The organism is Pseudoalteromonas sp. '520P1 No. 423' (genome assembly GCF_001269985.1).
Classification (GTDB): domain Bacteria; phylum Pseudomonadota; class Gammaproteobacteria; order Enterobacterales; family Alteromonadaceae; genus Pseudoalteromonas.
The window spans coordinates 2,724,104-2,737,931 of record NZ_BBZB01000001.1 but is presented as its reverse complement, the minus strand read 5'-3'; the positions used below and the strand labels follow the sequence as shown (position 1 = coordinate 2,737,931).

Sequence of the window (13,828 nt, the reverse complement as noted above, 5' to 3'; positions counted from 1 at the left end):
TTCTCTTTATACTGAGGTTAATCTGTTTCAGATACTGGTATAAAGAGAAAACTTATGTATAATTTCACCTATTAAAAGTGAAAATAAGAAAAAATCATGTCATTAAATCAAGTGGATCGCCAAATCCTTTCTTTGTTACAACAAGATGCAAGCTTATCTACAGCTGAAATTGCCGACAAAGTAGGTCTATCACAATCACCTTGTTGGCGCCGTATTTCAAGGTTAGAGCAAGAAGGTTTTATTAACGGCAAAGTCGCTTTGCTAGACCCTAAAATGCTTGGTTTTGATATGTTAGTGTATGCCCATGTGCGTTTGTCAGATCATAGCAGCGATAAACTCGCAGAGTTCGAACGCTTGATCATGAGCTACGAGCAAGTAACTGAATGTTACTCTATGGCAGGCACTATGGATTTCATGCTGAGAATAATTTCAAAAGGTATAGAAGGCTATGAGCATTTTGTTCGTGATAATTTATTATGCTTAGACTATGTGCAAGAAGTACATTCGAATGTCACTATGACATGTGTGAAACGTACTACTTCATTACCATTGTAAATACAGTTTATAAAACAAGCGCTATCAGCGCTTGTTGTTTTTATAACATTATAACGTCTTTAAACTGTTATATAATTTAGTAAATTTAACCCGCTTTTTATAACCTTCAAAAAAATGTTTATGTGTTACTTTTCCCTGACTATCGATTACAACAACACCAGGATATGGAATACCGTAATGTGAGCTTCCGGCCTGATATTGCTTATTTAAAATATCGTAATTCTTCATGGTTTTAGCATCAATATCTGATAATAGAGGATAACTAATCTTATGCTCTTTTGAGAAAGTATTAAGCACTCGTGCATTATCGTAAGAAATTGCGGCTAATCCATAGCCTAGACTTTTAAGGTTTTTAGCTTGCTCATTAAATTCTATTAAATGTTTTTGACAAAATGGACACCAATCTGCTGAACGAAAAAATAAGATTATAAGCCCGTTTTCACCAGTTAAAGATTTAGTTGAAACGTGTTGCCCTTTTTTATCTAAAGCGACTAGTAATGGTGCTTTTAAACCAATGTCTGGCCCTATATCAATTGATTCAGCAAAGCTCAAATGCGTAAAAACAACTAAGCTAAGCAAAATGAGCTTTGATGCCATTGTTTGTAATAGTGTCATATAAGATGATCCCTGTATTCATTGTTTATTGAGCAAGTTGCTCATTCAGTGGGAAAAGACCTTGCTAGGGTGCAATAAATTTCAGTGTGGTTAAAAAATATAGGAATAGGCACTGACTTCGTGATTTTCCCTTAATATGATTTGTATAATTTTGAAAAGCTTGATTTGATTTTGTTATTCGGGGTGAATCGTTGTGCAATTAATTTTAAGCCTACTAGCTAGTTTGTGAAGTAGATACAAATAGCAAAAGATGCAGTTACTATTGTAACTCTTGAATTCAACAACTAAGTGCAATTAATAGTTGAATCCAAGAGTGGTATTTATAGATGTTTTTATATTTAAATTTAGTGTTTATTTCTACGTAATTTCAATAACCACGAAGAGTGATTTTTTTCAGCATCGTGGAATACAGCCATTGTGAAAAAAAACATCAAGAGTAAAATAATATGTGCGGCAACACTTATGCCGAAATATATGATGCTGCCGATGTATAACGCAAATGAAAAACTCCATAAAGATGCTAAAATTGTCATTATGTAAAAACGACTCACAGGATCTGGAATATGTCTAAGTGGGTTTTTATTTGAGTTAAATATATATTTGTAATAATCATATATTGAAAGTGCTAATTTTTTCATGATATTCGCTCTTATAAAAAAATAACTTCAAATTACAATACGGTTTTAAGCCTTGTTTAGATCTTTAAATTGGTCATTTAATCTTAATTAATACTTAAACCTTTGAGGTTTCGATAATTATATTTAAAAAAACTTATCTGTGCTTTTTCAGGAAACATCAATTAGTAATAATGTTTAATTAAAATATTATGTGGGTCTAAGTTAACAACTACCTTAATATATAAATCAGACTAAAATAAAGCAGCATAGTTGACTAATTCTATGTACTAAATAATAAATCAATTGTGAAAAGCACGTTAACTTGCTAAAATTCGCGCCCTTTTTTGTAATATATTATTAATGTCTTTGGGGACTTAAATGTTTAATTTGCTGTCAAAAGCTCCAAAATCAGCTAAAAACGATATTTTATCGGGTCTAACTGTTGCACTTGCATTGGTTCCAGAGGCTGTTGCCTTTGCCTTTGTTGCAGGTGTTGAACCTCTTGTAGGTCTATACGCTGCGTTTATCGTAGGTTTAATTGCTGCTATTGTTGGTGGCCGCCCAGGTATGATTTCAGGTGCAACAGGCGCACTTGCAGTAGTGATGGTGAGCTTAGTTGCTGTACATGGTGTTGAATATCTATTTGCGACCGTATTGCTCATGGGTTTATTACAAATTCTGGCTGGTATATTTAAACTCGGTAAGTTTATTCGCATGGTGCCGCATCCAGTTATGCTCGGCTTTGTAAATGGTCTTGCGATTGTCATCTTTTTAGCGCAGTTAGGTCAGTTTAAAGTCATGGATGAAGCAGGCACATTACAGTGGATGCAAGGTGAAGCTTTATACTTAATGTTAGGCTTAATTGCATTAACGATGGCAATTATCCATTTCTTACCAAAGTTAACGACAGCAATTCCATCAACACTTGTTGCCATTGTAGTGGTAACAGGTTTAGTGTTTGGTTTAGACCTTGAATCTCGTACTGTACTTGATTTCTTAAAAGACATGACTGGTGATATGAATGCGACAATCGCTGGTGGTTTACCAACATTCCATATTCCAGTAGTACCATTCACACTTGAAACTTTATATATCATTTTGCCTTATGCATTAATTTTAGCTGCAATTGGTTTAATTGAATCATTATTAACGCTTACTTTAATTGATGAAATTACACAAACACGTGGTAATGGCAACAGAGAATGTATTGGCCAAGGCGCTGCAAATGTAACATGTGGTATGTTTGGTGCGATGGGTGGTTGTGCCATGATTGGACAATCTATGATAAACATTAATTCAGGTGGACGTAGCCGTTTATCGGGTATTAGTGCTGCAATAATCTTACTTGCGTTTATTCTTGTAGGTTCTAGCCTAATTGAAATGATCCCATTAGCTGCGTTAGTGGGTGTAATGTTTATGGTTGTATTAGGCACATTTGAATGGTCAAGTCTCCGTATCATCAAGAAAGTACCAAAGTCAGATGCTTTCGTAATTATTCTAGTGTCAGCAGTGACTGTTGCAACTGATTTAGCCATTGCAGTATGTGTGGGTGTGATTGTATCTGCATTAGTATTTGCTTGGGAACACGCTAAGCACATTTACACAAATTCATATATAGATGAGAATGGTTCTAAAGTTTATGAATTACATGGTCCTATCTTTTTTGGTTCAGTTAATAACTTTTTAGAGCTTTTTGATGTTAAAAATGATCCAAAAGATATCATCATTGAATTCAAATATAGCCGCGTAACAGATCACAGCGCGATTGAAGCAATTGATACTTTAGTTGAACGCTATGCTGCAACAGGTAAAACTTTGCATTTACGCCACTTAAGTGAAGATTGTAAAGAGCTTTTAACAAAAGCGGCAGACTTAGTTGAAGTGAATGTAATTGAAGATCCTAAATATAAAGTGGCAGATAACCGTTTAGGCTAAAATCTTTGCTTCACATATATTTTTGAAAGCCACTATGTTGCCTAATAATAAAGGTATGAAGTTTAAAACTTCATACTTTTTTTTATCTTGAATTTAAAGCATATCTTGAGTTCGTCTTACTTTTCCACCAAGAAGTGGCTTGGGGAATGCGATTAATCGTAATAAAATTAGGATAGCTGACAGTGTTTTTTTTATTGCAGAATTTATAATAATGACAAATGGAATAATAAAATTAAGATTTTGAACTGGCAGCAATTAGTAGATAACCGACAACGATTTTTTTGGGTTTTACAAGTATCTGGTTGGATAGGATATGCCCTATTAAATTACATAGGCTCAAAAGTATTTGAGATGCGGGATATTTATATCTTTGTCATCATACTAAATGCTTATGCGGGCTGTCTGATGACGATTCCTCTTAGATATTTATATCGAAAAGTATGGAATGCCGGCCCTTGGGTATTGATAACAGTCGTATTCACCTCTTCATATATTACAGGAACGCTATGGTCGGTTCTGCAAAAATTCAATCTGTGGGAAATATATAGACATGGCTTTAGGCCTGATGAATGGTTTTATTATTTTCAACAAGGTTTAGACTCTGTATACATCATTCTATGTTGGAGTGGTTTATATTTTGGTATTAAGTACTATCAACTATTGCAAAGTGAAAGACAAAAATCACTTAAAGCATTAAATATGGCGCATGAAGCACAATTAAAGATGCTGCGTTACCAACTAAATCCTCATTTTTTATTTAATACATTAAATGCCATTTCGACTTTAATTTTGATTGAAGAAAACAAAAATGCCAATCAAATGGTATCAAAATTAAGTGGCTTTTTAAGATACACTTTAAATACCGATCCGATTAAAAAAGTACCGCTAGAAAAAGAGCTGTATGCACTGAAACTCTATTTAGAAATAGAAGAAGTCAGATTTGAAGATCGGCTTACCGTTAATGTTGAAATAAGTGATACAGCAAAAGAAGCATTAGTGCCAAGTATGATTTTGCAACCCATTATTGAGAACTCAATTAAATACGCCATTGCAAACACCATAAGCGGTGGCACGATAGAAATTAAAGCCCAAATTTTTGCAAATGAACTATTGTTAGAAGTTGTAGATAATGGTCCAGGTGCAGAAATAGAAGACGGACAATTGACTAAAATATCAGGAGTAGGGATAGCAAATACAAAAGATCGACTAAAGACTCTTTACGAGAACAACTATTCGTTTGTATTATCTAATAATGAACCTTCAGGTTTAAAAGTTAATATCCGTATTCCGTATGAAAGAATTTCTAAAAAGGCAATGCCAAATGAATAGTATCAAAACAATAATTGTTGATGATGAGCCACTTGCACGTAAAGGTTTGGCAGTAAGACTAAAAGATTTTAGCGAAATCGACATCATACAGTTATGTAAAAATGGCAACGAAGCAATTGAAGCTTGCCAATCACAGCAAGTAGATTTGATTTTTTTAGATATTCAAATGCCCGGGAAAAATGGCTTTGAGGTAGTTAAAGCGTTAGTTGAATTTTCAACAAATATGCCAGCAATTGTTTTTGTGACGGCATTTGATCAGTATGCAGTAAATGCATTTGAAAACCATGCTTTAGATTACCTACTAAAACCCGTGGATGATAACAGACTAAAACAGGCGGTAGATAAGGTGCAAAGTTTTTTTAAAACTCAGCAAGATAATGTTCATAAAAATAAATTAGCAAATTTTGTTGCTGGGTTAACTGGTAATAATTATGAAGAGATCTTAGAAAAACTAGCAACTGGAGCAAAAATTGAAGAAAAGCGCTTCCCAGAATCAATTGCTGTAAAAGAGCAAGGTGAAATAGTACGAGTACCCACTGGCACCATACAATGGGTTGATGCCGCAGGTGATTATATGTGTTTACATACCAATGATGGTAAAACACATATCTTACGTAAAACGATGAAAGAACTTGAAGCTGAGCTAGATCCTAAGCTATTCGTACGTGTGCACAGAAGCGCAATCGTTAATACTAAGCAAATTAGCAAGCTAGTGACCCAAGTCAGCGGAGAGTACCAGATAGTTTTAGATAATGGTCAAGAACTAAAGGTAAGTCGAAGCTATCGAGATAAAGTAAAAGCGGCTTTAGCGAGCTAGTTAAAGACAATAAAGTTTTAGCTTTATTAATAAGGGTGATAATATCACCCTTTTTTATTGTCTATTAAAAAATACTATGCGTTTGTCTCCCCAGCAAAAATATCAAGAACAATTAAAACAGCCAAACTATATAATAGATGAACAACAGAGTCTTGCTGTTACAAAATTAGACTTGTTATATCAAGAATTAAATAATTCTCACATACAACAGTCACAAGGTATTTATATTTGGGGTGATGTTGGTCGAGGTAAAACATTTTTAATGGATATGTTTTTTAATAGTTTAGAAAATGAAAAAAAGTTACGTCTGCATTTTCATCATTTTATGGCCAAAATTCATAAAGCCTTATTCCAACAATCCGGCTATAAAAACCCGTTAAAACGCATTGCGCGTGATATTGCAAAAGAATGTCGCGTTATATGCTTTGATGAGTTTTTTGTATCGGATATTGGCGATGCAATGATTTTGGGTCGTTTGTTCGAAGCGCTATTTGATCAAGGCGTCACTTTAGTTGCTACTTCAAATATTCCTATTAATAAACTCTATGAAAATGGCCTGCAGCGTGAGCAGTTTTTACCAACAATCGCCTTATTAAATAAATATACGTCAGAGCTTCATTTAAATGGTAAACAAGATCATAGACTAAGGCATTTGGAATTTTCACAAACATATTTTTTAAATCATGATGACTTTAAAAATATGTATTATCAGATCATAGACAAAAATGAAGAATTAGAGAATATAATAAAGATATTAGGGCGTGATATTAAAGCCGAGTCACATTCAGGCAATACAGCTTGGTTTACTTTTGATGCGTTATGTAATGGACCCCGTTCGCAATTAGACTATATAGAACTGGCATCTAAATATAAAAATATATTTTTAAGTAAAGTGCCTTTACTTGGAGGCCAATGTAGAAGTTGGATCAAAGCCAGAGGCACCGAAGATGGTGCTATGGCCACTGTAACAGATTAAGTTATGCAACACAAGATGACGCAGCTAGGCGCTTTATAAGCCTTGTAGATGAGCTTTACGACCAAAACTCTAACCTTTACATTGCCGCTGAAGTACCTCTTGATGATTTATATGGGGGTGGGGCACTTGATTTTGAGTTTAAGCGTACTTTTAGTCGATTAACTGAAATGCAATCTGTTGAATATTTAGAACAGAAGTGAAAACTGTAAAAAATTAATTCTCTACTATACTGAAAAACATTATCAAAATCAGAACGCTAAATAAAAGTGTTCAGGATATTAAGTTAACAGAGGAATTGATTCATGGTATCAATAAATAAACTTTCAGTTTTAATTATCGCAATTGCAACATTAACTGCTTGCAGTAAGGCTGACCCCGTACCTGTGAGTGAGTGTAAAAAAGTAGTTAGTCATGCTAAAAAAGTGCTCGGTGAGCAAGCACCAAGTAGCAGTAAAATGCTTAAACAATGTAAAGCGGCATCAGATGAAGCCAGAGGCTGTGTTTTAGCTGCTGATAAACCCATGAAAATTTTAAAATGTGACTTTTAAACAAAAAATCTGCTCCGCAGATTTTTTAAGGTCACTTCGTAGCTGCAATTTATACTTTCGAATAGGTGGGGCATATTAAAACCCACCTAACGATATTAATCTCCTTATTTATAAACGATTTATCTTCGCTACAGTACTCTGCATGGTAAAGCATATTTTTAGTGATATAATCCCAGTTCCGGGTCAAGGTAAACCTAAATAATCGTTATTCCCGTAGTGTATTTATCTGGAATCTATTTTAAATTGTACTTAAAAGCATAAATTGAAGAAGATTCTCTGGGTAAAGTTCTTCGAGATAACAAAGAAATATTCAAATAAAAAGTAGAGTAAACACATGAAAATTTGGGTTGATGCAGATGCATGCCCTGTGGTTATTAAAGATATATTATTTAGAGCCGCAGATAGGAAACAAATACAAGTCACTTTAGTTGCAAATCAATATATTAAAACACCCCCATCTCGTTTTATTAATCAAATTCAAGTTTCTTCTGGTTTTGATGTTGCTGATGATGAAATCGTTAAAAGAATGCAAGCCAATGATCTCGTGATCACAGGTGATATTCCATTAGCAGCTGAAGTTATCGAAAAAGAGGGTATTGCACTTAATCCAAGAGGCGAGCTTTATACCACCGAGAATATTAAACAGCGATTAAACATTCGTGATTTTATGGATACTATGCGTTCAAGTGGTATACAAACTGGTGGTCAAGCACCACTTAGTCAAACAGACAGACAAAACTTTGCCAATAATTTAGATAGAATATTGGCAAAGGCTTAATTTAATTAATTTTCTAACAATGTTTTTAATTCTTTAATAAAAATATCTATATCTTGTTTAGTGATATCTAAGTGCGTCACAAGGCGCACTGGATTACCTGTAGTAATTAAAATATTCTTTTCTTTAAGTGTTTGTACAATATTGTTGATAGCTTCTGGTTTATCTAGTTTAAAAAAAACCATATTGGTTTGCACATGTTTTGTATTAACATTTATCCCTTCAATATCTGCTAAAGAATGAGCTAAATACAACGCATTAGCATGATCTTGTTTTAACTTTTCGACATTTTGTATCAAAGCGACTTTAGCCGCAGCAGCTAAAATACCGGCTTGGCGCATGCCACCACCGAGCACTTTTCTCCATCTTCTGGCTTTTGATATGAGTTCTTTTGAACCTAGTAATAATGAACCAATTGGCGCACCTAAACCTTTAGATAAACAAATTGTCATTGAATCAAAATGTTTCGATATTTCAGTAATATTCACATCAAGCGCGATCTTAGCGTTGTAAACTCTCGCACCATCTAGATGTAATTGCAGTTGATGTTTAGTGGTAAACTCACGTGCTTGTGCAAGATAACTAAGCGGAAGTACTTTACCATTAATGGTATTTTCTAAGCTCAGAAGCTTAGTTCTGGCAAAATGGGGATCTAACGGTTTAATATAACTTTCAAGTTTTTTAAAGCATAATGTACCATCGTTTTCATTTTCAACGGGTTGTGGTTGAATTGAACCTAAAACTGCAGCACCACCGCCTTCAAATTTATAATTATGGGCTTGTTGACCACATAAGTATTCATCACCTCGCTCACAATGTGACATTAAAGCGAGTAAATTTGCTTGTGTGCCTGAACTACAAAAAATAGCCGATTCAAATTCATGGGTTGTAGCTGTCCATCGCTCTAACGCATTAACAGTCGGATCATCGCTATAAACATCATCACCCAATTGGGCATCAAACATAGCTTGCTTCATGGAAGTACAAGGGCGAGTAACAGTGTCAGAGCGAAAATCTATCATGATTAATCCTTTAATAGTGCAATTTTTTCATTAATGAGTCTGATGGTTTCTTTTTGTGTTTTCATCGCACAGTCAAAAGCGGCTTGTGCATCTTTATTTTTAATATGGTTTAGAATATCAGCATGGGTTTGATACTCATCTTCAGTGACCGCTCTTAAACGTTGTGTAAAACGAATATTGATTTTAAGTGCAATTTCGATGAAATGTGTTAGCTGACTAAAAAATGGATTATTACTGGCAACTAATACACTTTTATGAAAATCAATATCTGCTTCATGGGTATCATCATAACCTTCATGTGCTTGTTTCATTCTTTTTAAAGCGTTTTCAATCAGTATGATATCGTCAGAAGTTGCATGTTCAGCAGCTAAAAATGCGGCTTCTGGCTCGATTGCCAAACGTAATTGCTGAAAATGTCTCAGCATATATAAATCAGGTTTACCAAGTAAAATCCACTGTAAAATATCAGCATCAAATAGATTCCACTGTTTTATATCCAGTACAGTAATACCTTTTCTGGGTCTAGAGCTAATCAAACCTTTAGCTGTAAGCATCTTAACCGCTTCACGTGTTGCAGTTCTGCTTATATCAAATTCTACACTCAGTTCAGCTTCAGATGGAAAACTACCTCCCACGCTATATTTACCTTGAAGAATTGATTTACCTAATTCTTGTACTAATTGTTGCGTTAAATTGCGATGAGGCTGCTGCATTTTATTATGATTATCTCGGTACAAATAAATAAATGATGATAGAGTTTACCATAAAAAATACTCACTAACGGAGAGTAAAAAGTATATTTTTACAGAAGGGTCTTAATACCTTGAATATATCATTTTCCATCAAACCATATTTAACCATAAAAGTAACAAGTATATAGAAAACCAACCAAAACATCCTCAATTACATTAGATGAAAATGGTACTGTGGTTAAACTTTCTATGGGCAAAGGCAGTAATAGCGACTTTATGGAACGCCAGTCTGAGACTTCAAATACTTTAAAAGCGTTTGGCTTGAATATGGATTAGGATTTCAATGATGATTTAAATTTAAACTTTGATATCAGTTACTCTCAAACAGATTCGGATCCTAAAGCGGGTATGACGGATACGATTGCGTCACGACCAAGTGATTATACATATGATCGTAGTTCTGGATCACAATTACCGGTTTTATCATTTGATCGTTATAATTCAACATCAGGTTTAAAAGCAGGTTGGGGCGATCGTTCTGGTACGATTGTTGAAGACGAAGTATTTGAATATAAAATTGATGGTATTTGGTTATTAGATCAAGGTGTATTAGAAAAAGTTGGCTTTGGTGCAATGATTTCAGATAGAACATTATCTAGCAGATATCAAAGAACAACACGTCCGCTACCTTGGTTATAGGGCGATAATAGTAATGCGATTATGTTACCAGAAAGTCTATTTAATAATTTTGATGCCAATGGATTTTTATCTGGTGCCAGTGGCAATCCTGAACAAAACTGGTTAAGTTTTGATTCTGAGGACTTTTTTGATTACATCACTTCTGATGAAGTTATTGATATGATGGATGACCCTGAACAAGTGCATAAACTATTGGCTGATAACGATGGTCATACTATGCACCAGGTGCCTTGGACTTATGAAGTAAATGAACAACTTAAAGCGATATATGCTGATATTTACCTTGATGGCGAAATAGCTCAAATGCCATGGTCAGTTACAACTGGCTTAAGATATGTTCAAACGACAAGTAAATCGATCGGTTTTGCGATCCCATTGTTAGATTTAGAACCTTCAGAAACAGAAGCAGGTGTTGTTATAGCAATTGAAGGCGATGATTACACCGAATTAACTGTAAAAAATACTTATGATAATTGATTACCAAGCTTGAATGCAAAGCTAGAGTTAACAGATGATATTGTGGCACGTTTTGTGTACTGAACAAGTATCACACGCCCAGAGCTGGATGAAATGTCACCAGAATCTGGTTATGGTGGTGGTCGAGTAGATAATCTAACTGACTGGGGTTCTAATCCTAACCTTGGCCCATTTGAGTCTAAAAATTTAGATTTAGCGCTAGAATGGTATTATGAAGAGGGCAATTATGCTGCTGCAGCCATGTTTAAAAAAGATGTTGATGGCTATTTAGCAACTGAAGAAGTGGATGAAAAAGTAACAGTACCAAGTGGTACTTATGATTATCGTATTTCTCGCCCTGTTAATTCAGAACAAGCTAATATTGAAGGTTATGAAATAGCAGTTCAGCATAAGTTTACAAACTTACCTGAACCACTTGATGGCTTAGGTGTAACCGTAAATAAAACTTTTGTTGATAGGGAATCCACTGCAGATGACCTATCACAACCTCTTCCATTAGTTGGTTTAGGCGATGCATCTAACTTAATTTTATTCTATGAAAAAGATGCTTATCAATTTCGTATCGCACATAACAAACGAGATAGATTTATACAATCTAAACCACGCTCATGGCCTGATGGTCATTACGTAAATGATTATGCGCAAGTGGATATAAGCGGTAGTTATGATGTGAATGAAAATTTAACTGTATTTTTTAAAGGTATAAATATCACAAATGAGTTAACAGTTAAAACTGCACAATACTCTAATCAAAATTTAGGGGATGGCTATGATAACTAAAATCGTTTTTATAATATTACTTTTCCAATAAATGAAAAAAGTATTTATAGATTATTACCCGCCATTTCAAATGTTAAGCCCTAAACCATCAGGCTAAAATATATCTGTTAGCTAAAATACTTAAACGTGAAATAACATATGTTGAAGGTTATAGCTTCTCTATCTTTAATTGAAACCATATTGTTTAAAGTTGAAGTGCTATCGCTTCTCTTTCTTTAATTGAAACCATGTTGTTTAAAGTTGAAGTGCTATTGCTTCTCTATCCTTTGTAGGCATATTATTAACAACGAGCATATAAGAATTATCCATCATACGCTCAATTTCACCTTGTGGGATTGAGCCATTAAGAATTACTGTGTTCCATAACCTTTTATTCATATGATAGCCTGGGATCACAGCATCAAATATATCACGAAGGGCAAGGGCTTCATCAGGGTCACATTTTAAATTAACCCACCAGTCTTGATTTTCACCACTGCCTGCTTTACCAATTGATAGGGTTGCAAACATTTTGTTGCGTACTTTAAAAACAGTCACATCTTCGCCAAAAGGTGTATCAATTTTAGCTTCCGGTTTAGATAGTAAGTAGTTTTTTATAATTTCCATAGTCATAGTCGATATCCCTAATTAAGCAGCGCATTATTTTGTAAAAATTGTTTGATGTCACTGAACATTTGATCAAAATGTGGATTAAATGTAAGTCTAGCCATAGTTTTATTAATTGTCGCAAAATCATGTAGATTCTTTTTATGATTTTCTCCAAAAGTATCTGTTTTTAAACATGATGCGTATAATTTTGGCTCACCTAAGTAATGAACACAATTACGATATACAGAACTTAGCCCATATAAAGGGTTATTGTAAGAGTTCATGATCCCTGTATGTGAAATATCGAGCACCCTTTTGCAATTTATTGCACTAGCGCAAACAGTCCCTTTCGAATTTGTTGTCGAATTTGTATCATATCTTGTTATAACAGATTTTTTTGCGTTACTTTGTTGCTGCCATTTGGCAAATAACTTATAAGAGGTTTCACTGTTTATTGTGTTATCTACATCGCTACTGACTGCATAAAATGGGATGTCAAAAGCCGAATTTAATGGTTCATCTAATAATTCAGTTACATGTTCACTTAAGTTATAAAACTGCGCTGCTGCATTCATTGGAAATGACTCATATTTAGCGAAATCAGTATCAGCGGCTTTATCAACCCAAGTTAAAAATGGCACATAAATAAGATAAGGCGTGTATTTCGCGATTGAAGATTTTGCTTCACTGCCTAATGACCAAAACAATGCCGCTTTTATTTTGTCATTCTTTTTATTGTTTTTTAGATAATCAAAAATAAGTGCGCCACCAGTAGAAAAACCCCCTAATAAAACTTCACTGTATTTATTTTTACTATTTTCAATAATGTATCGTGTTGCAAGCTGCCAATCTTTATAGCTGATTTTAGATAACTCATGTGCTGTTGTAGCATGGCCTGGTAACAATAGTGTTCTCACATCAAATCCCATGTCATAAAATTTTTCAGATAAGTCATGAAAATGATAAGGCGTATCGGTTAAACCGTGTATCAGTACAATCACTTTATCATTACCTTTATGCGATAACTCATAGGGTGCAATTAGATTGACAACATTAGGCTCAAGTGGCGCGGATAAATTATTAAACATTGAAGTTTTATATTTATCACATTTAATAAGCGCTCTAGGATTTGATTGTATTATATGTTTTTTGGCAAATGTAAGGTAATCAGCAAAAGGTGTCTGAGCATCATAATCAAAATTTAAATCTGTGTTTTTATTACGCGTAAAGTGCGCTCTAAAAGTGCCTTTATCTATTAAATTTTGATTGTTGGAAACATTAGCAATAATATTAACACAGCTTTCATTTGCGTGATTAGAATTAGAAAAAGTGAATAATAGGAAATAAAAGCTAAATATAATTGATATTTTAAATTTCATTTTATGTAATAATATTTTGTGATT

At 34.1% G+C, this 13,828-nt stretch carries 15 protein-coding genes and 1 pseudogene; 10 read left to right on the top strand and 6 right to left on the bottom strand.

The annotated features are described in order from the left end of the window. Positions 1-96 precede the first annotated feature (96 nt). On the top strand, positions 97-555 hold the full coding sequence (locus PSA_RS12440) for an Lrp/AsnC family transcriptional regulator (RefSeq protein ID WP_042144098.1): 459 nt from the start codon (positions 97-99) through the stop codon (positions 553-555). A gap of 48 nt (positions 556-603) precedes the next feature. On the opposite strand, the gene PSA_RS12435 is transcribed toward PSA_RS12440, so the two are convergent. After that, positions 604-1,170, bottom strand: coding sequence for a peroxiredoxin family protein (locus PSA_RS12435; protein WP_231665250.1), 567 nt, complete (start codon positions 1,168-1,170; stop codon positions 604-606). A 344-nt stretch (positions 1,171-1,514) separates the two neighbouring features. Beyond that, positions 1,515-1,808 (bottom strand): hypothetical protein, encoded by a 294-nt coding sequence (locus PSA_RS12430; protein ID WP_042144100.1) that lies wholly within the window; start codon positions 1,806-1,808, stop codon positions 1,515-1,517. A 357-nt stretch (positions 1,809-2,165) separates the two neighbouring features. Between PSA_RS12430 and PSA_RS12425 the strand changes: the two genes are divergently transcribed. The 6 genes and pseudogenes from PSA_RS12425 to PSA_RS12400 all read left to right on the top strand — a co-directional run bounded on the left by PSA_RS12425 (position 2,166) and on the right by PSA_RS12400 (position 8,170). After that, the gene (locus tag PSA_RS12425) at positions 2,166-3,722 is read left to right on the top strand and encodes a SulP family inorganic anion transporter (protein ID WP_042144101.1); all 1,557 of its coding nucleotides are present in this window, start codon (positions 2,166-2,168) and stop codon (positions 3,720-3,722) included. A gap of 240 nt (positions 3,723-3,962) precedes the next feature. Then, on the top strand, positions 3,963-5,051 hold the full coding sequence (locus tag PSA_RS12420) for a sensor histidine kinase (RefSeq protein WP_042144103.1): 1,089 nt from the start codon (positions 3,963-3,965) through the stop codon (positions 5,049-5,051). Next, a complete protein-coding gene (locus tag PSA_RS12415) occupies positions 5,044-5,868 on the top strand; it encodes a LytTR family DNA-binding domain-containing protein (protein WP_042144105.1) in 825 nt (274 codons plus the stop codon). The genes PSA_RS12420 and PSA_RS12415 overlap by 8 nt, the downstream gene beginning before the upstream one ends. Positions 5,869-5,944: 76 nt before the next feature. Further along, a pseudogene (gene zapE / locus PSA_RS12410) lies at positions 5,945-7,044 on the top strand (cell division protein ZapE). A 102-nt stretch (positions 7,045-7,146) separates the two neighbouring features. After that, positions 7,147-7,392 carry a hypothetical protein gene (locus PSA_RS12405; RefSeq protein WP_042144106.1) on the top strand — a complete coding sequence of 82 codons (246 nt, stop codon included), beginning with the start codon at positions 7,147-7,149 and terminating at the stop codon, positions 7,390-7,392. 334 nt (positions 7,393-7,726) lie between these two features. Next, positions 7,727-8,170 (top strand): YaiI/YqxD family protein, encoded by a 444-nt coding sequence (locus PSA_RS12400; protein ID WP_042144108.1) that lies wholly within the window; start codon positions 7,727-7,729, stop codon positions 8,168-8,170. 5 nt (positions 8,171-8,175) lie between these two features. On the opposite strand, the gene ltaE is transcribed toward PSA_RS12400, so the two are convergent. Continuing rightward, positions 8,176-9,189 carry a low-specificity L-threonine aldolase gene (gene ltaE, locus PSA_RS12395; protein ID WP_042144111.1) on the bottom strand — a complete coding sequence of 338 codons (1,014 nt, stop codon included), beginning with the start codon at positions 9,187-9,189 and terminating at the stop codon, positions 8,176-8,178. Between the two features lie 2 nt (positions 9,190-9,191). Beyond that, on the bottom strand, positions 9,192-9,902 hold the full coding sequence (locus PSA_RS12390) for a FadR/GntR family transcriptional regulator (protein ID WP_042144440.1): 711 nt from the start codon (positions 9,900-9,902) through the stop codon (positions 9,192-9,194). Between the two features lie 387 nt (positions 9,903-10,289). Here PSA_RS12390 and PSA_RS12385 point away from each other — a divergent pair, with 387 nt between their 5' ends. The 3 genes from PSA_RS12385 (at position 10,290) to PSA_RS12375 (ending at position 11,837) form a co-directional block, all read left to right on the top strand. Continuing rightward, positions 10,290-10,580 carry a hypothetical protein gene (locus PSA_RS12385; RefSeq protein ID WP_052379894.1) on the top strand — a complete coding sequence of 97 codons (291 nt, stop codon included), beginning with the start codon at positions 10,290-10,292 and terminating at the stop codon, positions 10,578-10,580. Between the two features lie 21 nt (positions 10,581-10,601). Then, the gene (locus PSA_RS12380) at positions 10,602-11,057 is read left to right on the top strand and encodes a hypothetical protein (protein ID WP_052379895.1); all 456 of its coding nucleotides are present in this window, start codon (positions 10,602-10,604) and stop codon (positions 11,055-11,057) included. A gap of 69 nt (positions 11,058-11,126) precedes the next feature. Continuing rightward, the gene (locus PSA_RS12375) at positions 11,127-11,837 is read left to right on the top strand and encodes a TonB-dependent receptor domain-containing protein (RefSeq protein WP_371257858.1); all 711 of its coding nucleotides are present in this window, start codon (positions 11,127-11,129) and stop codon (positions 11,835-11,837) included. Positions 11,838-12,071: 234 nt separating this feature from the next. Here the strand turns inward: PSA_RS12375 and PSA_RS12370 are convergent, their stop codons facing one another. Further along, positions 12,072-12,449, bottom strand: coding sequence for an MmcQ/YjbR family DNA-binding protein (locus tag PSA_RS12370; protein WP_042144114.1), 378 nt, complete (start codon positions 12,447-12,449; stop codon positions 12,072-12,074). A gap of 11 nt (positions 12,450-12,460) precedes the next feature. Then, positions 12,461-13,804 carry a carboxylesterase gene (locus tag PSA_RS12365; protein WP_042144116.1) on the bottom strand — a complete coding sequence of 448 codons (1,344 nt, stop codon included), beginning with the start codon at positions 13,802-13,804 and terminating at the stop codon, positions 12,461-12,463. Between the last annotated feature and the right edge of the window lie 24 nt (positions 13,805-13,828).